Source organism: Candidatus Kaiserbacteria bacterium, assembly GCA_016699245.1.
Classification (GTDB): Bacteria; Patescibacteriota; Minisyncoccia; order Phycocordibacterales; family UBA918; genus Damh-18.
Genome location: CP064968.1, coordinates 436,666 through 461,780, shown reverse-complemented (window position 1 = coordinate 461,780; position 25,115 = coordinate 436,666). Strand labels below are relative to the sequence as shown.

Here is a 25,115-nt window from a genome sequence, read left to right as displayed (position 1 = left end):
CGAGGCCTTTGGCCTCGCGGGATTTGCGATATACTATAAGATATGAAATCTAAACATAAAGACTTTAAATACTTTGTTCGAACATTATCTATCATTGTGGGGCTTGTATTGGTGTGGCGAGGTATTTGGCACATCATTGATGCTATGGACATTTATATCTTTGATGGAAACCGCCTCTGGACTGCTATTGGTGGAGTCGTTATCGGCATATTGATGTTATATATTCCCGACCATGACCTTAAAGAAATTGAGAAATTGTAATATATGAAAAAAATTATTTTTGCAGTGATTATTATTGCACTTGCAACACTTGCGATTGTTCTTGCGTTCTTCAGTGACGTAGATACTTCTGTACCAGAAGTAGTTAATATTCCCGATGAAGTAGTTGAAAAGCCCGTGGTAGCAAGCACCCCAAGTTCTATCGCCTACACTATTGATGGTACTGAATACCTACTCAATAACGGTTTGTATACTGCACCCGCTGCACCAGGAAGTGCGAGTATGACCACTGTGTCGATTTTTTCTGGTCCTGTGTATGGCGACCTCGATAAGGATGGAGATGAAGATGCTGCAGTACTGCTCACCTATAGCGCGGATGGCAGTGGCACATTCTTTTATGCAGCAATAGCGCGTAAAAACGGAGACAGCTATACGAGCACTAACACACTGTTCCTTGGCGATAGGATTGCGCCACAAACATTAGAAATTCAGAATGGACGCGCGGTATACAATTATGCGGTACGAAAAGAAAGTGACCCTATGACGACACCACCTTCCCTTGGTAAGAGTCTTTGGATTCACCTTGACCCCACAACAGGAGAAATAGGGGAGTGGGTAAAAGATTTTGAGGGAGAGGCGGATACTTCAAAAATGAATCTTGAAATGAAGAAATGGGGGTGGGTGGATAGTGTAGAAATGGGAGAGTATATGGTGCCCACAAATGCCGGAGCCTTTACACTCACCTTTAGTGACGGGAAGGTCTCAGTGGGAACTGATTGCAACACCATGGGTGGCACCTACACGACGAGCGGAAGTAAATTGACGTTTGGTCCGATGATGTCGACACTTATGTATTGTGAAGGCTCACAGGAAACTATGTTTGGCACAATGCTGAGTCAAGTAAAATCGTTTGCATTCACAAAAAAGGGAACACTCGAGATGCAATACGGAGAAGGAGGAGTTGCAACATTTAGGTAGCAGAGAAAATGAAATATAAGTTTTGAACATTGAAAACATCCGAGTAATGCCACTCCCTCGCTCCTTGATATTTATGATAAACGATGTATAGTCGATATAGTTTCAATTGAAAGGAGGTTTGCCTTGACCCCCCCCCCCCCCCTTTTTTTTTCCCGGGGGGGGGGGCCCCCCCCCCCCCCCCCCCCCGGCCCCCCCCCCCGGCCGCCCCCCACCGCAGACCCACACCCACCCACCCCCCCCCCCCCCCCCCCCCCCCCCCCCCCCCCCCCCCCCCCCCCCCCCACCCCCCCCATATGGGCCCCGAGAAATAACCAGCACGCAACATCGCTGGTTATTTTTTATTCTTGATAAGTCTACACATTCACTCCTCTGGTATGGGATACTATAGATACTATTTGATAAGTATTTTTTATGGAGACCATAATTTTCTTTGGTATTATCGCACTCTTTATGTGGTGCAAAAGTTTGAGTAATCGCCTTTCAGTGCTTGAAGGGAAGGATGCAAAAGAGGTGGTAGAGCCACATACCATGTACGCACCAGGTACATTTACTGCTCCGGCCAATGAACCCACTCCCGTAGATGTGTCTGAAACAGTGCCAGTATACACAGTACCTCCTCCACCTACAGAGGTGTATACAGAAACGCCAGTTCCAGTACCTCCACCACAGCCATCGGTCTCAACACCCAACCCACTCATGGAATGGTTTTCTGAAAACACACTTATCAAGATTGGTGCGTTTCTCTTTTTCCTCGGCGCAGTATGGTTTGTGAGTTATGCAATAGCACAGGGATGGGTAAGTCCGCTTATGCGTATCGTGATGGGTGTGACTCTCGGTATTGCGGTATGTGCCGTGGGCGTTTGGCGTAAATATACAAATATTGAACAGTATCTCGTTCTCACGACACTTGGTGTGGGTATTATCACGGCAAGTATTTTCACCGGCCAATTTCTTTTCAAACTTTTCCCACCAGTATTTGCGCTTGTACTTCTCCTCGGTACCATTGCGTATGCCGTAATGGTGAGTCTTCAGACACGTACTGAATGGCTTAGTGTGCTTTCGGCTATCACTGCGCTCCTCGCGCCAGTCTTGGTTACTATTTCTGACTTAGATCCCATACTTTTCCTCATCTATCTTCTCGCTGTTTCGCTCGGATTCCTTGCTGTGGTCTTTATGACGCACTGGCGCGGTGTCACGCTTACACTTGCCGTTGGTACGAGTATTTTTCTCTGGAATATATGTCTCGATAGCTCCGCTCTCTCGCCCGATATCGCATGGCTTTTTGTGATTCTTTTCTCGAGCATGTTCTATAGTGCAAGTTCGGTGAGTATGTTCAGAAATAAGAGTGTGGTAAGTGCCGATGTGACTACACTCGGATTTTCTGTCGTAACGTTTGTGACGATGGCGTATGCACTCATTGATGCAGAGGGTCTCGTGACTTTCATTGCTGCATTTATTGCTGCGGGCACAGGGTATGTACTCTATGTTGCACAGCGTCCTAAAGAAACAGTCTCTCTGTATGCTGGGCTCTCGGCACTGCTCATCTGTATTGCGACAGCATTTACTTTTGATGGATATACACTCACGATGGTGTATACACTTGAGATTACTACAGCACTTGTGCTTGCGCTTCATCTCAGACTCCCACACTATGTGGTCATCGTGACGACATGGCTCTTTACACTCCCTGTAGTGCTTTCTATCCGTGAGTTTGATGCTCCTGAGTGGAGTACGGGTATCTGGCATGGGCCTGCAGTTTCTATTTATACACTCACACTGGCGACTGCGGTAAGTGCGATGTATGCACTTATGGAGTCCAAACGGACTCAAAATTTCCTCTATCAGAGCATCGGGGGAGTGTTCACTACATTGTTTTGGGTGTATGCGTGTGCGTGTACTTCGGTGGTATGGATTGCACTCTTTGACGGTCAGCTTGTATATGCGCTTCAGTATATGACGTGGAGTGTTATTTGTGTACTCGTACTCGTGTTTGTAATACGACGCGGTATGCCCGCTTCGTGGATGCATCTCGCACTCTTCTCCTTCACCCTTCCTGTCTTTGTCTCATTCGGCGCATTATTTGATTCGAGGTGGGCAACAGAATGGCTTCATCCGAATGGAGTAGGACTCTATTTCATGACGCTACTTTCACTTCTCATCGGCGTGCGGTTTGTGCTATGGGGAATGATTCGCCAAAATGCATCTCTGCGGGGGATTGGCGGCATATGGCTTGGTATTTTCTGGATCTACATGCTGACCGCGTCGTCTCTTTTTTGGTCAGCTGTCTGTGTGGACCAGGGAATTACACAGGTGCTCTCGTACATTTCATGGGCAGTGGTGAGCTACTGCTTCATTAATGCGGCACTGCATCCAGCGCTTTCGTCACGCTGGCTCGCGCTTGCTTTTGTAACACTGGTGGTGCCTCTCGTCACCACGTTTGCTTCATTTGGTGCCCCTGCGTGGGGAAGTTCTGCGATTCATCCCGACGCAATGGGGCTCTACACATTCACCTTGTTTCTTGTACTTCTCGGGCTTACGTTTATCCGTATTAAACCAGGATATCAAGGTGATCATGAGATTCTCGATGCGTGCACACGCATTGTGTGGAGCGGTGTTGGGCTCTATGTCATATCGCTCGTGTGGCTCATTACCCATGCGGTTTTTGCGTCTCCCGATGTCGCGGTTTCGGTTGCACTCTTTGTCTATACGGTTTCAGGATTGGCTCTGTATAGTGCAGGAAAGAGTATGCAGAAAGATATAATTCGCTACGTCGGAATTATTCTCCTCAGTGGCGTGGTACTTCGCTTACTCATTGTGGATGTATGGGAGATGGACATTCTCGGTCGTATCGTGACCTTCCTCGGTGTCGGGCTTCTCTTTATTCTCACCGCACTCTTCGAAAAGCCATTTGAGAAAATAGGGAAGGATGGTGGCGGGAAATAGAAAAACTGCCGAAAATAAAATTCAATAGCGCCCGCACACGGGGCACCATTTTCTCAGTGTAGTTTTCTAATACCTTAAACCAAAGGAGCGTGGGAATAAGAGGGAATTTCCGTCTTTTGTTTTTCCTTCCACAATAGGAAGTTGTTGTGTATTTCTTGGCCAAGAGAGAGGGAGTGTGCCTGTGAATGGCTTTTTGCCAAAGAGTACATCACTCACACCCGCGCCCTCACTACCGGGAAGCCACGCAGCGACGACTGCATCCCATCCGGGTATTTCTTCAGTAATAATGATTGGCCGTCCTGTTACTAAAACAACAATAACTGCGTTACTCACTCCCTTTAGACGCGTAATGGTGGCAATATCTTCCGCACTCAGTGACGGATTAGGGTTGTCTCCCCAACCTTCTGCATACGGAGCCTCACCCACAACAGCAATACCAATGTCAGCTTTTGGTGAATTAGGAGAGAAGTTTGCATTTGTATCAAACTCAATAGCGGTTCCAAAGGGAGCATTCTCCCGTATACCCTGAAGGATGGAGGTGGCACCCGGGAGCCAATTCCCATCGATACCTTGCCATTCGACAGTCCAAGCACCTGCTTGTCTTCCGATATTATCTGCAGCACTTCCTGCAACTCGAATGGTACCAGCACTTTTTTTGATAGGGAGTAGCTCATTTTCATTTTTAAGAAGTACAAGTGATTTCGCTACCGCCTCACGCGCGAGTGCACGATGAGCGGATGACCCTAATGTGACAGTATCTTCCTCTGGCACCTCATCAAAAAGCCCCATCTGAAACTTTGCGGTAAGAATTCGTGCTACGGCATCATTGATTCTGGCTTCGGATGCGTCACCTTTTCTTACCGCACGTGTGACGTTCTTGATAAACTCTTCATAATCAAACGGCAGCATAACCATATCCACACCCGCATTGATAGCAGTGACTGCAGCCCTATAGTTGCCGCCAGGGATTTCATACACACCATACCAATCAGAAACCACAAAACCTTTAAATCCAAGTTCATCCTTGAGTACAGTTTGTATGAGATATGAAGAAGCAGCGAGTTTTGTGTCGCCCCAACTATTAAGCCCAGCCATAACACTCATTGCTCCCGTATCAACTGCTTTTTTAAATGGGGGTAGGTAGTGTGCACGAAGTTTCTTTTCATCTATAGGCGTTGTTCCTTGGTCAATTTTAAAATTTTCATTACTTGCAGTATTCCAAAGCATCCCTCCGGCACCAATGTAGTGTTTTGGCGTCGCTAATACTGCGATAGTGGAGGAAGGAGTGGACGGGTTTTCTTGGAGACCGCGAATATACGCACTTCCCAGTTTGCTCACCAATACTGGATCATCAGAAAATGTCTCATAGACGCGACCCCAGCGAATATCTTCAGGCATGTCGTAGGTGGGGGAATAACTCCAACGTATACTCGTAGCGAGGAGTTCATCTCTGGTTGCTCGTGCAACACTTTCAACTAATGTAGCGTCGCCACTTGCCCCGAGGCCAATCATATGGGGAAACACAGTAGCCCCCGGGACATTGCTGTGACCATGAATGGCATCAACACCATAGAGTATAGGAATACCAAGGCGAGACATGCGTGATACATCTACAAATGTATCCACCATATTCTTCCATCCCGAGTAAGTATTGTCTTCAGGCTTTCCTCCAAATCCGCTGAGCATCCCCCCTAAACTGAAAGTGCGAACGTCTGTGAGTCTGTTTAAACTGTTTTTTCCACGAGTGCCATTTGTCCGACTTTTTCTTCAAGTGTCATATACGAGAGTAGGTCGGCGACTCGGAGGGGAAGAGGAGCGTCACTATTTTGAAAGAGCGGGTTTTCGGGTACGTCTCGGGTTTGCAACTCATGTGCGAGATTCCATATATAGAAACCGGTTGCAACGCTTATGAGCAGGAAAGTAATGAGGAATGCACTCCAATACTTTTTTAAAAAAGGAAGTTTCATTTGTTCCAGTATACAGTATGAAATAAAAGCATAGATGCCAAACCTACTCCAGCCCAATGATAATCATAGCAATTGGTAAGTATTTTTAGTGAATGCGCTGGGCTGATGGCGGTTCGACAACAATGCCTAATTTAACTTACAAAATCTTGAGGTTGCTTATAGCGCAGTAATGCATTTTTTAGGAGTTATTCACCTGTGGTCATAGTGAAATTTTTTAAAATTGCTACACTTATGATAGTAACTTAATTTCATGTCCTTAATTTTTTAAGGAAGTTGCGTACATTTAGAGCAGTCGATTTTCTTTGGAGGTTATGATCCTGTCTAATTTCAGAAGTAAAAAATTACTATTCACTCTAACAGGTATATTTGTTTTTGTATTTTCTATATTGATATTTAATATTGAATCCATTCCTGCATTTGCGCAATTGGGATTATTTGTTTCAAATGATCAGAACATTAAAAAGAGGCTCTTTCAAGTTTGAAAGAGCCTCTTTTTTTAAACAAACAAGAAGTAGAAAAGATTTTTCTTGATGAATCTAGTGAAAGCAAGTCTGAGGTTCTTAGTTATATTGATATGGGCTTTTCTAGAAATGGAGATACAGAAGAATCTGTACCCAATCAAATTTCTGACATAAAAATATATTTTTATGTTTCTAATAATTCACAAAGATTTGATCGTTTTACTATAAATACCGGTATTCAAAAAGGAACTTTAAACTACATAAGAATTGAAGGAGCTACTGGATACAAATGGGAGAATGATGAATTAGTCATTGCATATGTTCCGCTTTCAGCGGGGGATTCAACGGTCGTTACTGTAACTGCACTACCACTAATATCGGAAAAGCCATTAGAAATAAAGGTTTCTCCTGTTGTAAAAAACAGGGAAGGGTCAGTTATGAATACTGGTTCTATTAAGAATAAAACGATTTATCCCACTTCTAGTTCTAATTTCAAAGAGATAAATACCAGAAGACTCAAACAAAACATTTCTGACATTCAATAGTTCATATGATCGTAACTACGAAATTAAAAACAAAAAAGTTGACGACCTTGTTTGTAATTTGTGTTTATCTGATCCAACTTTTTTCACCTCTTGCCATTTTAGTTACTCCAAGGACAGTAGATGCGGCAACAGGCGGTTCATGCAAGGCACCTTCCTCTGGTAGCCCTAAGCCTAATGTTACGCCAGACTATGGAGGGGTGGCTTTAGATAGGGCAGCAGAATTTTTGGCGGATATGGATGATATTACTGGTGCCTACTATGATGAAGAGAGCAACAGAATAGTTTTTATTGGTACAACCACTTCAACCTTACCTGAATTTAACAAGGATGACCTGGCTGTGGCGATTAGGGCGGTTATCTTCAACAACGCACTTCCCGCAGTGAGTATAGAGATGCGGGGGATAGATCCTGATCCAGATATAGATCCTGTGCAAGATGTTGTGTATACAGGTGAAATCGAAAATACAAATTTTGGAAAAGTCTTGTTTGATGCAGATATGATGTTGAAAAGATTTACGTTAGGCTACGATGAAAATGAGAATCCCATTTCAACTTCAGTCACAGGATATAAATCTGTATTTGAAAGATATATTGAGCTCGATCCCCTTTACCCCGACAAAGATGCATATTCAAGATACTGGATATCACCACAGGAAATAGTTTTGAAAGAAGCAACCTCCAGTGATACATTTATTTTTGATGAGGTTGTAATGCAGGTCCAGACTGAATCCATAATTGGAGATCCTGATCAGGCTTGGGTAGAAGCCTCTGAAGAATTTGTCACTCATCACACTGAACATTTTGATGAATTTGCTGAGGAAGTACCTTTTTATGCAAAGACTAAGCAGTTAGCTAAAATAGTTGGTGTAGTTAAGTGGATTAAAGATAATGGGATTGGTGTTGATTTTGAATGGGCGAAAAACTACGAACTCATAGCTACAAGTACACCCACTACAACCTTAATGATAGTCACGCCTGAAGTTGAAGCGAATGGATACATTTATGAAGCTTTTGGGGGCATTGATTACAACACCCCTAACACTTATGAGAATGATACCCATGGTACATCTACTCAACTTCAAACTGACTCTGAAGCTGCGGCCACTTCGTCAAGTGACGGTATTCACTGGACTTTCAATTCTGATGGAGAGTTATACGAGGCTGTCTCAGTATCTGCAGAAATTTTCAGAACAGCAGGGGCATACACTATTAGCGCGGAAGATATGTCTGCTCCGACCGCGTCCCCATTACCCCTTGAAGTTACTCGTTCTTATTCTTCGTTTGCTGTTGGTAATGATGTAGGTTTTGGTCCGGGATGGGATATATATCCTGCTTCGCTGTCTAACTTAAAACCGGGAGTTAAGACAACGTGTACAGTTTCTGGAGGATATTCTGGGTCTTTTCCAAAAAGTCTTGCAATTACTTCTCCTTATGGTCGAGAGACTTTTACATTCAGTTGTCCTACGGGTTACGTCGCAGATGATTCTAAATATCACTCGACCCTCAAACGTGATTCGGATGGAACATTTCGGATACAGACTAAGGATCAGAGCAATTATCTTTTCTATACAGGAAACGCTTCCACTACAGAGTATAAATTAATGAGGAGTTACGATGTTCACAGCGGAGACCAAAACAGTTTTATGCGGATTTATAACTGGGGTGCTGCTACAACAACGCTTTTGACGATTCAGGATATGAATCCTAATAGTTCAATTCCAACAACAACCAATGGTCACAATCTTGCTTTTGGATACGACGGTAATGGCAAAATTACAACAGTGACCGGTCCATCAGGTGTTGTTCATTATAGCTACAATGGTGCGGGTGATCTCGTGAAAGTCATTGATGCTCGGGGTGCTACCACTACATATACATACGATAACGATCATCTGTTAGAATCAATCACCGATCGTGAAGAAACAAAATTTGTTGATAACACGTACGATTCACTAAAACGTGTCATTACACAAACTGATGCTAATGATGTAACAAAAACGATTACATACAATGAAGAAAATCTGACCATGTCTTGGGTAGATAATAATGGACGTACTGGAAGGAGTGTCTACGATGAATTAGGTCGTCTTACACGAGAGGTAAATTCAATTGGTGCAACTACAACTCTTGCATACGGTACTTCGACTGAAGATGTTCCGAAACAAATTATAGATGCGCGGAATGCAACTTCAACATTTACCTATGATTCAAGGGGAAATCTGACCTCATACACAGCTCCTAATGGCGACCTCATTGCATATACTTGGAATGCTTCAAACACAGTATCTGAGATTAATGACCATAGATACACCTCATTATTTGGTAGTCCGCGAAAGACTAAATATTCGTACGATGTAAATAGTAATCTTACACAATCATCAATTGCCGGACAGGCAACAACAACGTATGCCTATACTTCGCGTGGACAGATAGCAACAACTACTGACAGTAATTCAGGTACAGTGGCATTTACGTATAACTTGTATGGTTTACCAACTGTAATGAAAAACAAGCTTGGACAAAATACTACCTACACATACGATAATTCAGGAAGAGTAACGCAAGTGCTCGATCCTGCAGGTGCGGCAACCAACTACACATATGACGTAAACGGAAATAGGCTTACTGCGAGTACTACCGTTGCTCTTTCTCAATACTCGTATGATTCAAATGATCAACTCTCTTCTTTTACTGATCCTAGTAACGCAAATACGACCTATAGCTATTCTTCTGTTGGTAAATTAGCTACTACAACCAATCCGTTAAGTGCAATTACAAATTATTTCTACGATAGTTATAATAATTTACGTAAAGTTAAAGATTCTCTTTCTCGTGAAACTTTGTTTTCTCATGATGCACTTAATCGTGAGATATCGGCCGAGACTCCTAATGGAAAAGTACGTTCAACACAATATGACGCAGGTAATAATCCGGTTGTGGCATCACAGCCAAATGGTACGGTTTCAACATCTACCTATGACTCACTTAATCGTCTTATTACATCAAAAAAAGGTGGAATCATGACAAAATACACCTATGACAGTGCTGGTCGGGTAAGTACTGTTGCAGATTCAACTGGAACAACTACCTATACTTATGACATTAGGGATCGAGTCACTCAGGTTACAAATCCTTATGGACTTACTGTAGGGTATGAATATGACGACCTTGATAATTTAGTGGAGATTACCTACCCAGATAACCAAACAGTAGAAAATGACTTTAATGCGGTTGGTCAACTAACTCAACAGACAGACTGGAACAATGACATCACTACTTATACCTATACATCATCAGGTCTATTGAGTACAACAACCATGCCGAACGGTATAACCATGAAGCGGGCATATGATTCAGCAAATCGACTTTCCTCTATAACGTATCGAAACGCCGCACATACGGTAATATTCCGTGAGACATATACACGCGATGCACGGGGCTTTATCACTGATGTTAGTGAAGATGGGGCTTTTACAGCCCTAACAGAAACTGATTATGAATACGATGCAACTGGGCGTCTTATTAATACAAATGGAGATGTGTTCGACCAAACATACGAATATGACACAGTGGGTAATTTAATAGAAAAATTTAATACTGATGCATCAACCACACATGAGTATTCAGATGATGATGAATTATCGACATCTACACTGGCGCTGAACGAACTCTTCAACTTTTTTGCAATGCTCGATTCAGTACCATCAACAGTAATGAATATGTTCATATCTGCGGCATCCTCATCGTATGCATTTGTGCACAGAGTATATGACACTATCAATAGTTCATCTGACGAAATCACCGATCCGGAAGAATCAGACCAAAACTTATTTGCATACAATAATAAAAACAATGAACCACTAGAATCTTCGACTGAACCTATATGGGGTACGGGTGGCGGTGGTGTATTAGCTATGCTAGAGCAGACAGGTTTTGTAAAAAAATTAGTAGGAATGAGTAAGCCCTTTACTCTAGAATTTGCACCAAATGACGGAGAGCATCTTTCTGCGGATGCCACAGAGATAGTTTCAAGTAGTACAGATTCTTCAAACACAGTTAGTAGCAATGATGATATTGTGTCTTCGTCTGATGAATTCCTATATGAAAATAATGAAAATGAAACAGGTTCACAACCAGTTATTGAGCAAACAGAGGAACCGGTTCCCACCAGTGATTTTTCAAATAGCCAGTATGTCGATCGAGGAAATAAATTCTCTCTGGAGATGGATGGGGGTAACCAAATTGAAATTTCAAAAATGAAACCTTCTGTAACATTTGAGTATTTTGGAGGCGAGAGTAGTTTCTCAGTTCTTTATGGTGATAATTCAACGCCGCAATTAATTGAAGGCAAAAAACTTAAGTACGCTGTGACACCGAAGGAGGCGGTACAGGTGTATCCACTTGAAGCTAAGAAAGGAATGGAGCAAGGTGGATTTGAAATGGAAGTTGTTCTTGATGAGGCACCATTAAGTAATGTATTTACGTTTACCATTGAAAATATTGACGATCTCGATTTCCTATATCAACCAGCATTAACACAGGAAGAGATAGAAGCTGGATCAGAACAACCAGAAAATGTTTCAGGCTCTTATGCTGTGTACCACAAATCTAAAAAGGATAATGAATATAAGACAGGAAAGATTGCACATATTTATAGACCTCACGTTGTTGATAGTGCAAACAATGAAGTGTGGGGGACTCTTGAGATAATAAATAATGAGCTCAAAGTTACGGTTCCAGAAGAATTCCTAAAGAATGCAACATATCCGGTTACCGTGGACCCTACATTTGGTTATACCTCCGTTGGTGGTACATCTGTTGCAGTAGGTACAGATCGCTTTAGTGGGTCATTGTTTACTACTCCATCTGATTATGGCTCATTCACAAGCATGTCGTACTACTGTGATAAGGCTACAAGTGGCAGCGAAAATTCCAAAGCATTGATTGTCGTGCATTCCACACTAAATCTTGCTACTAATGGTGTGGCGACATCTTCTTCCTGTGTGAATGGGTCTCCAGCGTGGAAGACTCCCGTATTTCCTACGAGTCCCTCACTCACTGCAAATACCGAGTATGTGCTTGGTGCTGTTTCAGAAGGTGTTCGCACACGACTCTACTATGATACCGGGGCAGCAAATCAGGGACATATTGATAGTACTAATAGTTACACGACACCTGCCAATCTTGGTTCTGCCACTCATGATACTCGTAAGTATTCAGTGTACATAACCTACGCTACCGGTAGTTCTAGCAACGCAACGGCGACCGCTCCAACTTCACTTGAAACTGAGGGGGCAACCAATCCAACAAATGTAACGGATTCAACTCCAGAACTTTCTGCAATATATAATGACCCTGATACCAATGATGTGGCTACTGCGTATCAGATCCAAGTCTCAACATCATCAATCTTCTCAAGTATTAAGTGGGACTCACTTAAAACGACTCTTTCAAGTTCAACACCACAGGGATCTCGTATAGCACCTATCTCCTATAGTGGCTCTGCTTTAGCATCGAGTACTACCTACTATTGGCGCATAAGATTTTGGGATACTGCCAATGCAACAGGAACAATGAGTACGGCCACATCAACATTTTCACTTGCCGCGTCTGCAACAAATACTGCACCCTCGGCCCCCAGCTCTCTTCTTGCAGAAGGACAAACAAACCCAATAAATGTGACGGATTCAACACCTGAATTTTCTGCAATATACAATGATCCGAATATATCTGATATCGCAACCTTATATCAGATTGAAGTCTCTACGTCATCAAGCTTTGCTGTTATTAAATGGAATTCAGGTAAAACCTCACTTGCAAGTTCTACTTCACAAGGAGCTCGTATCGCAGATATTTCCTATGGAGGTTCTGCCCTCGCTTCAAGTACCACATATTATTGGCGAATAAAGTTCTGGGATGCAGCTAGTGCGACAGGCACAGTCAGTACTGCCACATCGACATTCTCACTTGCAGCGTCTGCAACAAACACGGCTCCTTCAGCACCGTCATCACTTCTTGCTGAAGGGCAAATAAATCCTACAAGTACAACTGACTCAACTCCGGAATTCTCTGCAATATTTATTGATCCTGACACTGGAAACATTGCCATAAAGTATCAAATACAAGTATCAACATCATCGAGCTTCACAAGTACGAAGTGGGATTCAAGCTCAACAACTCTTGCAAGTACGACTTCAAATGGAACTAGAATTGCCGATATTTCATATAGTGGCACTGTTCTCGCCTCAAGTACGACATACTATTGGCGTATTAAATTCTGGGATGCCGCGAGCGCGGAAGGATCATGGAGCACAACAACTTCAACATTCTCACTTGCAGCAGCAAGTAGCTCAACAACATCTTCTACGAGTTATACATACGATGATAGTGGAAATTTGATTTCTGCAATAAAGGGAGCATTAAGTAAAATATATACTTGGAATCCATTAGGATTACTGGCGTCTGTGGTTATAGATGGTTTGTCAACGATCTTTACTTATGATGCAGAGGGTAATCGTATAGAAAAAGTTTCTGAGGGCGCAGGAGGGGAACAGGGTGGCGGCTCAGTAATATTTGCTGACTCATTTACTGAGGCAGCAGATACTTACCCCACAAGTCATACTCCTAATACTGGAATAAGTTGGTCATCTATTAATACGTCGGGTAGCGGTTCATCAAATAGTGTAAAAATACTCGCTTCTTCTGATACGCTTAACGGTAGTATATCTGATGCTACTGCCGGAGTTATGTATTCTGCAAATACAACATATAACTCTCCTGACTACCAAGTTAAATTCACTTTGACGACTGCACCAACCTTTGATGAATATCTCAATGTTGGACTTCGTATGGATGGTACGGGAGCGAACGGTTATCTTCTTGAAGGATGGTGGGCAGATAACCATGATCCTGCTATTTATAAAGTCTCTGGCGGTGTATTTACTGAGCTCGCTACTCACGACAGCACAAATGTCACTCTATTTAATAACGGTGATATAGTACGCGGTGAAGTATCCGGAAGTGACATTGTTATGTTTGATGAAAACGACATCGGACAAATATATGCATCGGATAGTACTTTTGCCTCAGCAAATAAAGCAGCTATAGGATTTGGAGCGTATCGAGATGTAGGCGGTGATATAGAAGTCAGTGTGCCGGTTGTGGATGACGTTGAAATTACTGAACTTGGAACCACAACGAGTTGGAGGAGCCCTGCCACAACAGGAGAAACCAACAATAATTGGGTGAACCCAACGAATGCATATTCATCAAATGATACTCGAGCTACAATAGTTGCGGATACGTATGTTGGTACTGGAGCACAAGACTATGGAGATTTTGGATTCAATATTAATTCTGGAAATGAAATACTCGGGATTGAAGTTAAGGTAGAATCTCTCACTGACTCATCAGGCTACCATGATCTTGCTGTTGCAGTATCGAAAGACAATGGAAGCAGTTGGTCTTCCGAAAAGACAATACGATATGAAGATTTCGATATCTCTGATGGAACAAAACTCGCCGGACACGCTCTTTCACTTTGGGGTTATACATGGAGTCCTTCTGAACTTTCCAATACTAATTTCCGAGTCAAAGTAAGACTCGCAGACAGAGAAACTTCTACAGTTGATGATCTAGGAATAGATCAAATTTCAGTAAAAGTGTTCTACATTCCGAGTTCTGGTGGCAATGTCACTAAACGTTATGTGAACGATGTATTGGCTCCGTACACCCTTGTTCTTGCGGAAACTGATGAAGAAAATGTCGTGAACCGTTTAAACATATGGGGTCCCAATGGCCTTGTGTCTACGGGGGGTGATACTGATACAGATAGGTATTACCCTCTAATAAATCACCAGGGCACCGTTCGCTTCCTTACGGATTCTTCTGGTAATCTTCTGAATTCTTATACCTACTCACCCCACGGCGAAGTGCTTTCTTCAGAAGAAGGCGAGACCAATCCATACCAATTTACAAGCGAACAATTTGACGAAGAGACAGGTCTTCTGTATCTTCGAGCAAGGTATTATGATCCAGAAACTGGTCGATTTATCTCTCGAGATCCAGTTCGTGGCACTCTTGATAATCCATTGTCTCAAAATCCATATGTATACTCATTGGATAATCCAGTTGCATATAGTGATCCGAGTGGCGAGTTTGTTTGGCAGGCATTACTGGGACTATTTGTTCCAATCGTTGAAGATCCCTGTACCGATATAAATCCTACGCAGGAACAGATTACTAAAGCTTACCTGACAGGAGATTTGTTCTTTATGGCAGAGATGATGTCTGGTGGCGGGCAGGCTGCAAAGAGCATCGTATCAAAAATATTTATAAAACATGAACATGCTATACAGCACATGATTGAAGGTGTGTCAGAGGAAGTTATTGATGCAGCGATAAAGGCAGATATTCTAGTAAAAGGTGTTGGAGCCGTAGGTAAGACCGTGAAAAGAGAGATCGTGGTTGCTGGCAGAACCCTTGAATATCGTGTTCATACAGTAACAGAGGATTTTATAAATGTAGGGACCTATTTTTTCAAATAGCCTCCAAAATCATGCTAGAAAAACAATACAGAAAATTGACCGAGAAGGAGTTTGCAATCTTTGAAAAATTAATGGAAAAGGATTTTTCGGGTAGAGATGTCATCCAAGAACAAGTGCTGCTAAGCGAGGTTACAGAACATACTGATGGTTCTGGTACACTTTTTTTTAAAATACCCACAACTGTTAAAAAAGCTGAAGTAAAACAACGTGTTCCTGTGGAAGGTCGTGTAGAAACAGAAAATGTGACCATGGATATACTCCTGCATGTTCTTGATGGAACAGTCAGTGAATTAGAGTTTGTCCGATATAAAGACGATGGTAACAATGTGTTGCCGGAGCCAGAACTTATTGTGGTTGAATGAACGTAAAAGGGGGTAAAAGGGGACAGCCACCGTTCTCTAGCCTTTCTTATGGCATAATATTAATCTATGCCACGTTGTGCGCGTGTTGACGTTGGAGGAGAAGTCTACCATGTACTTAATCGGGCAAATGGACGTCTGAAGATGTTTGAGACTGATGCTGATTATCTTCTTTTTGAAGAAATATTGAATGAAGTGAAGGAGTTGATTGATATGCGTATTCTTGCATATACTCTTATGCCTAACCACTGGCACATTGCTCTATATCCGCGTAACGATGGAGATCTAGGAACATTCATGCATCGACTCACAAACGCACATACACGTAAAGTGCACGCAAAAACAAATACGAACGGTAGTGGACATTTGTATCAAGGTCGTTATAAATCTTTCCTTGTCGAATCCGACAATTATCTACTCACTCTCATTAAGTACATTGAGAGAAATCCTGTGCGATCAAATATAGTCCAGTATCCATCAGAATGGCGATGGGGAAGTGCGTGGCGACGGGGGAAAGGGACATTGAACCAGCAGGCACTCCTCGCACCTTTACCTGTACCTTTCCCAACAAACTACCACACATGGATCAATGAGTTAGATGCGGAAGTTGATTTGATAGATATCCGAAATGCGATAACACGCGGTGTACCGTACGGAGGTGAATCATGGGTCGATAAGATGATAGATATACATGAATTACATTCGACTGTTCAAGCAATAGGGAGACCACGAAAGCGATGACTGTATTAGAACACACAAATCTGAGAACAATGGTGGCTGTCCCCTTTACCTCGTGTCCCCTTTACCTTGCAAATCTGAGAACAATGGTGGCTGTCCCCTTTACCTTCCCCTTTACCTTGAGTCCATACGAATATACAATTTCACTTAGGCTACGGTATCCTAATTCAAATCTCAAAGAAGAATATGCTGAACTTAGTAAAACTCCAGAAATTATTATGGGGAAGCTGAAAGAGGTGGGTGTGCAAGATTTGGGGTACCTGTCATCATAAAAAGGAATTATTGCGCATACGACATCCATACAGCATCATCTTTTCAGACACAAAAACATACTACCGATGTGTGGTAAAATGAAGTATGAAATACTTAACCATTGCAGTAGTTATTGGTGTACTTGTTATTGGTTCGTACTACTTTATTAAAAGTTCACCCACGGACACTCCTACTGAATTGAGTGTTGTGGTTGAGAAGGATAAGAACCCTGCTACCACAACACAAGTGGCAGTTGAGCCTCGGCCTGAACCGGTTGTGGAAGAAGACAAAACTAAAACGATTGTCGGTACATCTGTCGAAAATAGACCTATTACTGCGTATCATTATGGTACCGGAGAAACGGAACTTTTGTTTGTGGGTGGTATACACGGAGGGTACTCGTGGAATACTGCACTCGTCGCATATGAACTCATGGATTATCTAAAAGAAAATCCAAATGTGATACCGAAAGAAATAAGAGTAACTGTTATACCAGTCTTGAATCCCGACGGTCTCACAAAGGTTGTTGGTACCGCGGACATGTTTAAAAAGAGTGATGTTTCCACCTCAGAAGACATACTTGTTTCAGGTCGCTTTAACGCACATGATGTAGACCTCAATCGAAATTTTGATTGTGATTGGCAATCGTCAGGAACGTGGCAAAACAAGGTCGTGAGTGGCGGGAACAAGACTTTTTCGGAGCCAGAAAGCCAAGCGTTCAGAGAGTACATTACATCAAATACACCAGATGCGGTTATTGTTTGGTACAGTGCATCGGGTGGAGTGTTTGCGTCTAATTGTCATAGTGAAATCCTTGAGGAGACAACCGCAATACTGAATGTGTACTCTAAAGCTTCTGGATATATGGCATACAAGGACTTTGACTTCTATGCAATAACGGGTGATATGGTGAATTGGCTCGCAAAAAATAAAATTCCCGCAATAAGCGTTCTTTTGACGAACCATACTGACACCGAATGGAATAAAAACCAGGCTGGTATCGAAGCCCTGTTCAAATACTACGCAAAATGATTTTGTCACCTTTGCGGAAATCCTTTTTCATGGGCGGGGTTTTGGTTCTCGGAGTAGTTCTCTTTTTTGTGTTTTTTCGCTTCTCTAAAGAGCCTGTCCCTACTCCCGTGGAGGAGGAGATTCCACAGAATAAAGAAGAAACAACAGTCACCCCAGAACCGATGTCGCGTGCTGTTATCGGTGTCTCTGTGGAGGGAAGGGAAATTGAAGCATATACCTACGGCACTGGCGATACGCACCTATTGTTTGTCGGAGGCATACATGGGGGTTATGAATGGAACAGTGTGCTGCTTGCGTATGCGTTTATGGATTATTTTGAAGCGTCACCCGAGAAAATCCCTTCCAATATACGTGTCACCATCATTCCCTCTGCGAATCCAGATGGTGTGTATGAGGTAATTGGTAAGGAGGGGCGGTTTGAAGGTGCTGATGTGCCGCTTAGTACAGGAGGTGCGGGGAAGGGGCGTTTCAATGCCCATGACGTCGACCTCAATCGGAATTTTGATTGCAAGTGGAAGCCAGAGAGTACGTGGAGAAATAGCATTGTGAGTGCCGGTACTGCACCCTTTTCCGAACCCGAAGCATCCGCTATCCGTGACTTTGTGCTTAAATATAAACCCGCTGCTGGTATCTTTTGGCACAGTCAGTCCAATGCAGTATATGCTTCTGAGTGCACCGAGGGTATTCTTTCCGAGACTCGTACTCTTATGGATATATATGCAAAAGCAGCCGAGTATCCAGCGGTCGATTCCTTTAGTGCATATGCAATCACGGGAGATGTGGAAGGGTGGCTTGCGTCTATTGGGGTCCCTGCAATAACCGTTGAACTCAAGACCCATGAGACTATCGAATGGGAGAAGAATCTCGCTGGCGTCACTGCGTTATTTGCTCACTATAGCGAATAGTGTAGATGTGGAGGGCTTATTACACAGCGGTATATGAGCACCTGCACCATCCTGCAGGGCCTTCCTTTTTGAAAGCGAAGGTGCATTTAGTGCAGGGCAGTAATTGTTTTGTCATTGCTTGGTCAATGGTAAGTACTTTTTTATCGAGGGCTACACATTTGGCACATGATTTTTCTTGATGCGTGGTGATGTGTACTTTTTGGTACCCACGACGTTTGAATTCTTGTAATTGGAGCATGAAACCATTTCTTTGTATGTGATGGTACCTTTCCCCCGATTCAAACAAAAAAATTGCATGTTGAAAGTGTATTGATACTCCGACATTCGGATATATTGCAATTAGGTAATTTGAAATGTTCATGACCACCTCCTTACAGAGGGGTTCATTTGTGTTTCGCGCGCGAAGAATCGATTGGTGTTCACGGTACAGCTCAAGCAGCGAAATATCATTAACGTCTAAAAACTGCTTCATGGACTCCAAGAAATATCTGAAATGCTTGTAGTTTTTAAGATCGCCATCAAATACGTTTGCTTGTTCCTCCGTATAAATACTCTTTTCTTTTGTATACGGATGTGTCCTCACCATAATTTGTTCATGGCAAAAAGGGCATTTTTTACTTCTCTGTGGTACTGACAATAACTCTTTTTCACAAAGAGAATACGGACAATATACTCTTTCTACATATGTAGCATGAGTGTGTATTTGACCACGTGGATTCAATAGTGTCGAGAAGAATTCTTGTAAAAATGCCATATAGCAAAATAATGTCAAACTGTACCCATTTTTTACAAAATTGCAACCTTTTTGCAAAACTGAAGCAGAAAGACTCAAGTTTTTTCATATGTGAGATATTTGACGGACGTGTCGATTCACGGTGAGCTTTTGTTTTGTATATATACTATTTTTAAGTACGCTAAGCCTGAGGTGGTTCGAATCTTTGGCTTTAGTATAAAAAGAAACCGCCCGACAAAGCCGAACGGCTTCATCGGGCGATTGGAAGGATTTACGCGTCGCTGAAACGTTGCCAAAACTCCTTGCGCGTCATGACGGGCTTCACAACCTCAGCACAATGCAGGTCGAAGAGAAATTGTGCATACGGGTGCTCTGGAAAACCTCGGTCCATCCAATACTCTGCTGCTTCGGGTGACTTCTGTTCCAAGGCATTGATTGCCTGAGATTGGAGCACGATGTAGCCGGGGAAGTCTGGGATTTCGAGGCCTGTTCCCAAATCACGTACAATGTCACCTTTGTTTAGTGGTACACCATCGTGGGAAAACAGGCATGGTACTTCGAGCCCGACCCACTCCTCACGGACCCACGAAGGCACTCCGCCAAGGGGAACTGAAGTGAATCGAATCGTCCCCAGATCCTCCATTGTAACTTGTCGCATGACTACCTCTCTTTGAAGAACACATGCCGATGTAGGCAAGATGGAAGAAGTAAACTCCAACAATTAAACAAAGTCAACAGTTGTCCTTAAATTCACAGCAAGTGTTCCCATTTCTCCATCTCGGAAGGAAAATAAAGCGGTTGAAACATGCAAACACCTTATCTCTGAATAGGTGATTGACAGAAGTGTACACCAAAGTGTACACTTCTGTCATGAATACTAAATTTATTGGAGTGAAAGACTTTCGTCAAAACATCTCTGATTATGCTAAGCGTGCTCAAAAGAGTGATACTCGGTATATAGTGATGAATCGAAACAAACCTTTATTCGAGATTAAGGCATTTGCCGAGGATGAATATCTTGATTCATTTGTCGCAGATATAGCGAAAGCCGAGGCAGATGTTGCTCGAGGTAACTATCATACACATGAAGAAGTGATGAAGGTTTTAGGTATTGCGTAATCTATGCACGTGACGATTATTTATTCTGATGATGCTTTACGTCAGTTAAAAAAACTCAGTCCTGCACTTTCAAAACGTATCGTCCTAAAGATTGCCGATAATGTTTTACAGGATGACCCGCTCGTCCGTGCCAAAGCACTGCAAGGTACATTGTCAGGTAAATACCGGTATCGGATTGGTGATTATCGAGCTATTTTTACTATTGATGAAAATGGGAATATTACAATACTGACCATCTTAAGTATCAAGCATAGAAAAGATGTGTATAAGTAGAATGAGGAAAATGGGGTTGGCAGACCGAGAAATGGTGGCTGCGAACTGTCCCCTTTATCGAGTGCTCTCGCTTGAAGCAGAGTTCTTTATAGGTTAGGTGTGTCAAGCACCTCTTTTATTTGAGGGAGTATATATTGAAGCACTACTTTTTGATAGCCGATTTTGTTGTAGTGAATGCCATCAGAAATCTTATTCGTAGGGTCTAGAAATATATCTTCAACTATGAAAGGTACCAAAGGGATATTCTCGTCATTCGCAATTGTCACATAGAGGGTATCAAATTGTGCTTTATACAAAGTCCCTGCGTTGAGTGGTGCCTTCATTTGTAATAATAGTAACTGGGGAGGGTTTTCACCACTTCCTAGTATTTGTATGGTCTCTCGAATATTCTTTTCTGTTTCTTCAATAGGTAACGAGCGGAGTGCGTCGTTCCCTCCAATACCAATGATGATAATATCAGGGTCTTGAGAGCGAATAAAATTCACGCGCTCCACATTACCTCGCGTGGTCTCACCACTTACGCCCGCATTGATAATGCGTACTGCGTATCCTGCTTCTTGGAGTGCTTCTTCGAGTTGTGCAGGGTATGCCTCTCTTTGTAATACTCCGTACCCTGCAGTGAGACTATCGCCAAAAGCGATAATGGTACGGGTATTCTCTGGTACTGCTCGAGGCTCCAAAGTATCTTGTATTGGGACAGAAGTACTATGCATAAAAAACCACCATCCCGATACACCAAGGAGAAGTACTGCTATGCTCGTGTATATAAACAGTCTATTCATACGATAATAATTCACGCAACTGCATTGTATCCGTTTTGTATAAGTATAATGCAATCCCCACTATGAAGAAAATAATGAAGCATAAACCTATAATGATTTCGGCATCAAACAGGACAATAGAATCAAGTTTCAAGAAGGTCGTACTCATGATCGCTGTTACGAGAATACCAATACCATATGCAAGGAATGAGGCCACAAGTGTGATGGAAAGAGTCTCTAAAATGTACTGAAGGAAAGAAATATTTTTGCTGAGACCAAGTGCACGAAACCGAGCCCCCTCCCGCCTCCGTGTCGAGTATGAGGATACTACCAACATTGCGATGAGGAGTGTCGCAATAGAGAGTGGGGGAATGGTGACGATGAGCACAAGCACGAGAAGAGTACTCACTATCCGAAGGAGTAAGGGGCCTATTGATTGTGTTTCAAGTATTGAAACATTGGGGGCATTTGTTGCTAAAAAACGCCCGAGCTCTGCTTGTTTTTCGGGTTCATAGTACGAGTATCCAAAATAAATACTGGGGAATTGACCAATATCCTCAGGCGAGAGGACAAAATAGAAAAAGGGAAGCCCGGAACGTGAGTCGGTACTGCGTAGGCTCGTCACGGTACCAGAGATTTCGAACCCTTGAATAAAAAACGTTATCCGTGAGCCAAGTGAGATATTTGCTTGCTCCGCAAAATCTGCATCCACGGAGATTTCTCCTGGGGCACCATTTGACCACACCCCCTGCGTCACTGTCTCACTCGGAAGGAGTTCCGGTCGAGCGGTAAGGTTAAACTCTCTCCCTAATTCACCCGAGACATCGGTATTGCCTGCTTCAATTTCTTCTTGGATCATGAGTCCATCGATTGCAATAATGCGTGCACGAATATTAGAAAACAATTCTAATTCAGGAAACGCAGATACAATCTGTTCCTTTTGTGATGGTTGGATGTCGAGTACATAGGTAGAGGGGACGGTGCCACTCAGATCATTAATTAAAAAGCGTTCGAGTGAGACCTGAAGGAGTGCTAGTGTGCATAGGGAAGTGAGTGCGACAAAGAGTGATGTAAACGATATGATACCAAAGAGACCGTCTGCATACTTTTGACTGAGAATGCTACGTAAAAAGAAGTTGGTACGCGCCCGTATTGCATATAGACGATTTAAGGTGACTGTATACAGCGCAGCGATAATAATGTACGCAAGTGCCATTGCGCTAATGGCAACGATTCCTTGGAAGATACTTTGCAGAAGGAAGGATGCTAAGGCAATGAGTGGGGTGAGGGTAGAGATAGTGATTAGAGCAATTGACCCTATGGAACTTCGTTTGGTAGTGATTACACCAGCGCCAATGAGGATTTGCTTAGGACTCAAAGAGAGTATTCTATAGACGGCTGGTAGAAAGGACATCGCTGTAATTAATACAATCAGCATGACGGTGACACTGCTATAAAAGAGTACATCAGGGGTCGGCAGATCTACGAGGTATTTTTCTGAAACAAATTTTTGTACCTGTGTAAATATGAACGTGCCGAGGCCAATACCAATGATATTAGCAAGAAGTACAACGTACCCCAGTGCGGCACCGAGTATAGAGACAAGTCTATTTTTTCTAAGGCCAAGAGACAGTAGTACCGCGAGGCTCTTTCGTTCAATGGTGACGAGGTATAACACGCTGGCATACACATTCACGGCAGCGAGAATAGCAGTGATAAGGACGGCAATTATAAGAAAGTCAGACACCGTTGCTAATCCAAATTGCAACCCTCGTTGGTCCTGTCCTGCGATATCAATATCAAGCACAGGATTGGCGTCTTCAAGCGCTCTCAAGGCATCGATAGTGGTGGGGGTGAGGTTTGGGGCTATGACTGCATATATGTATTCAGCGCGTAATAGTTGAGGATCAATAGCAGCCTTCTCAAAACTGGCCTGACTCATAAATACTTTAGGGAGAAATTGGAATCCTCCGAATAGCGAGGTGGGCTCAGTGATGACCACGTCTCTTACCACAAGCGACACCTCGCCAAAAGAAACGACGTCACCAGGTTGTACGTTAAGGCGGTCAAGCCCATTTTCATCAATGAAAATCTCCCCGTCTGCTACTTGGCTAAAGATAGTGTCACGCAATACGATTTCACCATATAAGGGAAAATTCGTGTCTACGAGATTGATGGTAAAGGGTGCGGTGGCAGTGTTGCTCTGTAGTGTGCCTGAAAAAGTGATTTGCTCGGATACCTTTGTTGTTTCGACACCCGCAGTCTGTAAAAGTTCTTCACCATTGATAGGTGACGTGCTTTCAATAACCACATCGCCTCCCTGTAGTTCTCGTGCTTGCTCGGATAGTAAATCTGCACTTGCTCCAGTGAGGAGCAGAATAAGAATTAATACGATACTTGTGATTGCTAAGGAAAGAAATGGCAAAATAAACCGCCGCCACTCACGCCGAACAATACGGGTACTATATGAAAAGATGAGTTTACTTCCGTTCATGCAGTGTTCTATCTTTTAATTCAAATACGCGGTCCATGCGTTCTGCGATTGATTCATCATGGGTGATGATAAGTAGTGTCGTACCAATTTTTGAAACTGCACTCAGGAGCATCGACAAAACTTTTTCACCGGTTGCGCGGTCAAGGCTTCCTGTTGGCTCATCTGCCAGTATAAGTGTGGGTGTATTCATCAGTGCTCGTCCGATTGCGACGCGTTGCTTCTCACCGCCGGAAAGCGTGAGTGGTAGCGCATCTCTTCGCTCTGTTAGACCAAGATCATCAATTAAATGGGATACTGCTGTTTGAGATATCTCTCGATTACCGATTTCAAGCGGTGCCACAATATTTTCTTTGACGGTAAACGGTGAAATCAGTTCAAACGATTGAAAAATAAATCCAATATGTGTATTGCGAAATAATGCCTGCTCGTTCTCTGTGAGCATATGTATTCTCGTCCCTGCGATTTCGATACTGCCGTCAGTTGGACTATCGAGCAATCCGATACATGATAACAATGTGGACTTGCCCGAGCCTGACGGACCAATAATTGCCACTTTTTCACCTTTCCGCACCGTGCATGATACGTTCTCCAAAATCAGGAGCGGACCACTCGGTGTAGTAAATGTCTTACCTATGTTCTCAAGTTTTAAAATTATATCTGCATCATTCATTCTTCTAGTGTACCATTTTGTTATGTTGATGTGGCACAATACCAGCAATTATTATTCGCTTTGAGATACGTCATTTCACCTGTATATCCCACCATGGAGGAAGCGTGCTGTTTTTATAAT

The 25,115-nt window shown here is 42.9% G+C and carries 18 protein-coding genes; 11 read left to right on the top strand and 7 right to left on the bottom strand.

Translation table 11 applies throughout. The features are described from left to right. The first annotated feature begins 42 nt into the window (after nt 1-42). The 3 genes from IPH92_02165 to IPH92_02155 all read left to right on the top strand — a co-directional run bounded on the left by IPH92_02165 (nt 43) and on the right by IPH92_02155 (nt 4,140). Nucleotides 43-261, top strand: coding sequence for a hypothetical protein (locus tag IPH92_02165; protein QQR65365.1), 219 nt, complete (start codon nt 43-45; stop codon nt 259-261). Between the two features lie 3 nt (nt 262-264). Further along, entirely contained in the window at nt 265-1,197 is a 933-nt protein-coding gene (locus IPH92_02160; protein QQR65364.1) for an META domain-containing protein, read from the top strand. A 411-nt stretch (nt 1,198-1,608) separates the two neighbouring features. Beyond that, nucleotides 1,609-4,140 (top strand): DUF2339 domain-containing protein, encoded by a 2,532-nt coding sequence (locus tag IPH92_02155; GenBank protein QQR65363.1) that lies wholly within the window; start codon nt 1,609-1,611, stop codon nt 4,138-4,140. A 66-nt stretch (nt 4,141-4,206) separates the two neighbouring features. Here IPH92_02155 and IPH92_02150 read toward each other — a convergent pair whose 3' ends face one another. Together IPH92_02150 and IPH92_02145 are read right to left on the bottom strand one after the other, a co-directional pair. Next, nucleotides 4,207-5,769, bottom strand: a complete 1,563-nt coding sequence (locus tag IPH92_02150; protein ID QQR65362.1) for a glycoside hydrolase family 3 protein — start codon at nt 5,767-5,769, stop codon at nt 4,207-4,209. Nucleotides 5,770-5,864: 95 nt separating this feature from the next. Beyond that, complete coding sequence (locus tag IPH92_02145; GenBank protein QQR65361.1) at nt 5,865-6,107, bottom strand: hypothetical protein; 243 nt, start codon at nt 6,105-6,107, stop codon at nt 5,865-5,867. Between the two features lie 478 nt (nt 6,108-6,585). Here IPH92_02145 and IPH92_02140 point away from each other — a divergent pair, with 478 nt between their 5' ends. The 6 genes from IPH92_02140 (at nt 6,586) to IPH92_02115 (ending at nt 18,945) form a co-directional block, all read left to right on the top strand. Next, nucleotides 6,586-7,113: a hypothetical protein gene (locus IPH92_02140; GenBank protein ID QQR65360.1), complete on the top strand. Its 528-nt coding sequence runs from the start codon at nt 6,586-6,588 to the stop codon at nt 7,111-7,113. A 5-nt stretch (nt 7,114-7,118) separates the two neighbouring features. Further along, nucleotides 7,119-15,659 (top strand): hypothetical protein, encoded by an 8,541-nt coding sequence (locus IPH92_02135; protein ID QQR65359.1) that lies wholly within the window; start codon nt 7,119-7,121, stop codon nt 15,657-15,659. A gap of 11 nt (nt 15,660-15,670) precedes the next feature. Then, the gene (locus tag IPH92_02130) at nt 15,671-16,021 is read left to right on the top strand and encodes a hypothetical protein (GenBank protein ID QQR65358.1); all 351 of its coding nucleotides are present in this window, start codon (nt 15,671-15,673) and stop codon (nt 16,019-16,021) included. Nucleotides 16,022-16,087: 66 nt separating this feature from the next. Continuing rightward, nucleotides 16,088-16,759 (top strand): transposase, encoded by a 672-nt coding sequence (locus IPH92_02125; GenBank protein QQR65357.1) that lies wholly within the window; start codon nt 16,088-16,090, stop codon nt 16,757-16,759. A gap of 354 nt (nt 16,760-17,113) precedes the next feature. Further along, nucleotides 17,114-18,040 carry a hypothetical protein gene (locus IPH92_02120; GenBank protein QQR65356.1) on the top strand — a complete coding sequence of 309 codons (927 nt, stop codon included), beginning with the start codon at nt 17,114-17,116 and terminating at the stop codon, nt 18,038-18,040. Beyond that, a complete protein-coding gene (locus IPH92_02115; GenBank protein ID QQR65355.1) occupies nt 18,037-18,945 on the top strand; it encodes a hypothetical protein in 909 nt (302 codons plus the stop codon). Before IPH92_02120 ends, IPH92_02115 begins: the two co-directional genes overlap by 4 nt. 19 nt (nt 18,946-18,964) lie before the next feature. On the opposite strand, the gene IPH92_02110 is transcribed toward IPH92_02115, so the two are convergent. Continuing rightward, nucleotides 18,965-19,531, bottom strand: a complete 567-nt coding sequence (locus IPH92_02110) for a hypothetical protein (GenBank protein ID QQR65354.1) — start codon at nt 19,529-19,531, stop codon at nt 18,965-18,967. A 418-nt stretch (nt 19,532-19,949) separates the two neighbouring features. Next, nucleotides 19,950-20,336 (bottom strand): hypothetical protein, encoded by a 387-nt coding sequence (locus IPH92_02105; protein QQR65353.1) that lies wholly within the window; start codon nt 20,334-20,336, stop codon nt 19,950-19,952. A 212-nt stretch (nt 20,337-20,548) separates the two neighbouring features. Here IPH92_02105 and IPH92_02100 point away from each other — a divergent pair, with 212 nt between their 5' ends. Together IPH92_02100 and IPH92_02095 are read left to right on the top strand one after the other, a co-directional pair. Then, nucleotides 20,549-20,797, top strand: coding sequence for a hypothetical protein (locus tag IPH92_02100; GenBank protein QQR65352.1), 249 nt, complete (start codon nt 20,549-20,551; stop codon nt 20,795-20,797). Between the two features lie 9 nt (nt 20,798-20,806). After that, nucleotides 20,807-21,070 (top strand): type II toxin-antitoxin system RelE/ParE family toxin, encoded by a 264-nt coding sequence (locus IPH92_02095; GenBank protein QQR65351.1) that lies wholly within the window; start codon nt 20,807-20,809, stop codon nt 21,068-21,070. A gap of 86 nt (nt 21,071-21,156) precedes the next feature. On the opposite strand, the gene IPH92_02090 is transcribed toward IPH92_02095, so the two are convergent. The 3 genes from IPH92_02090 to IPH92_02080 are packed head-to-tail and all read right to left on the bottom strand — an operon-like array spanning nt 21,157 to nt 24,995. Next, the gene (locus IPH92_02090; protein QQR65350.1) at nt 21,157-21,852 is read right to left on the bottom strand and encodes an arylesterase; all 696 of its coding nucleotides are present in this window, start codon (nt 21,850-21,852) and stop codon (nt 21,157-21,159) included. After that, on the bottom strand, nt 21,845-24,325 hold the full coding sequence (locus tag IPH92_02085) for a hypothetical protein (protein QQR65349.1): 2,481 nt from the start codon (nt 24,323-24,325) through the stop codon (nt 21,845-21,847). The genes IPH92_02090 and IPH92_02085 overlap by 8 nt, the downstream gene beginning before the upstream one ends. Then, nucleotides 24,312-24,995 carry an ABC transporter ATP-binding protein gene (locus IPH92_02080; protein QQR65348.1) on the bottom strand — a complete coding sequence of 228 codons (684 nt, stop codon included), beginning with the start codon at nt 24,993-24,995 and terminating at the stop codon, nt 24,312-24,314. Before IPH92_02080 ends, IPH92_02085 begins: the two co-directional genes overlap by 14 nt. Between the last annotated feature and the right edge of the window lie 120 nt (nt 24,996-25,115).

Excerpts from the sequence above, each read along its gene's own strand:
- IPH92_02165 (QQR65365.1), top strand. The coding sequence starts at position 43 with ATGAAATCTAAACATAAAGACTTTAAATACTTTGTTCGAACATTATCT.
- IPH92_02160 (QQR65364.1), top strand. The coding sequence starts at position 265 with ATGAAAAAAATTATTTTTGCAGTGATTATTATTGCACTTGCAACACTT.
- IPH92_02155 (QQR65363.1), top strand. The coding sequence starts at position 1,609 with ATGGAGACCATAATTTTCTTTGGTATTATCGCACTCTTTATGTGGTGC.
- IPH92_02150 (QQR65362.1), bottom strand. The coding sequence starts at position 5,769 with ATGGTGGATACATTTGTAGATGTATCACGCATGTCTCGCCTTGGTATT.
- IPH92_02145 (QQR65361.1), bottom strand. The coding sequence starts at position 6,107 with ATGAAACTTCCTTTTTTAAAAAAGTATTGGAGTGCATTCCTCATTACT.
- IPH92_02135 (QQR65359.1), top strand. The coding sequence starts at position 7,119 with ATGATCGTAACTACGAAATTAAAAACAAAAAAGTTGACGACCTTGTTT.
- IPH92_02130 (QQR65358.1), top strand. The coding sequence starts at position 15,671 with ATGCTAGAAAAACAATACAGAAAATTGACCGAGAAGGAGTTTGCAATC.
- IPH92_02125 (QQR65357.1), top strand. The coding sequence starts at position 16,088 with ATGCCACGTTGTGCGCGTGTTGACGTTGGAGGAGAAGTCTACCATGTA.
- IPH92_02120 (QQR65356.1), top strand. The coding sequence starts at position 17,114 with ATGAAATACTTAACCATTGCAGTAGTTATTGGTGTACTTGTTATTGGT.
- IPH92_02115 (QQR65355.1), top strand. The coding sequence starts at position 18,037 with ATGATTTTGTCACCTTTGCGGAAATCCTTTTTCATGGGCGGGGTTTTG.
- IPH92_02110 (QQR65354.1), bottom strand. The coding sequence starts at position 19,531 with ATGGTGAGGACACATCCGTATACAAAAGAAAAGAGTATTTATACGGAG.
- IPH92_02105 (QQR65353.1), bottom strand. The coding sequence starts at position 20,336 with ATGCGACAAGTTACAATGGAGGATCTGGGGACGATTCGATTCACTTCA.
- IPH92_02100 (QQR65352.1), top strand. The coding sequence starts at position 20,549 with ATGAATACTAAATTTATTGGAGTGAAAGACTTTCGTCAAAACATCTCT.
- IPH92_02090 (QQR65350.1), bottom strand. The coding sequence starts at position 21,852 with ATGAATAGACTGTTTATATACACGAGCATAGCAGTACTTCTCCTTGGT.
- IPH92_02085 (QQR65349.1), bottom strand. The coding sequence starts at position 24,325 with ATGAACGGAAGTAAACTCATCTTTTCATATAGTACCCGTATTGTTCGG.
- IPH92_02080 (QQR65348.1), bottom strand. The coding sequence starts at position 24,995 with ATGAATGATGCAGATATAATTTTAAAACTTGAGAACATAGGTAAGACA.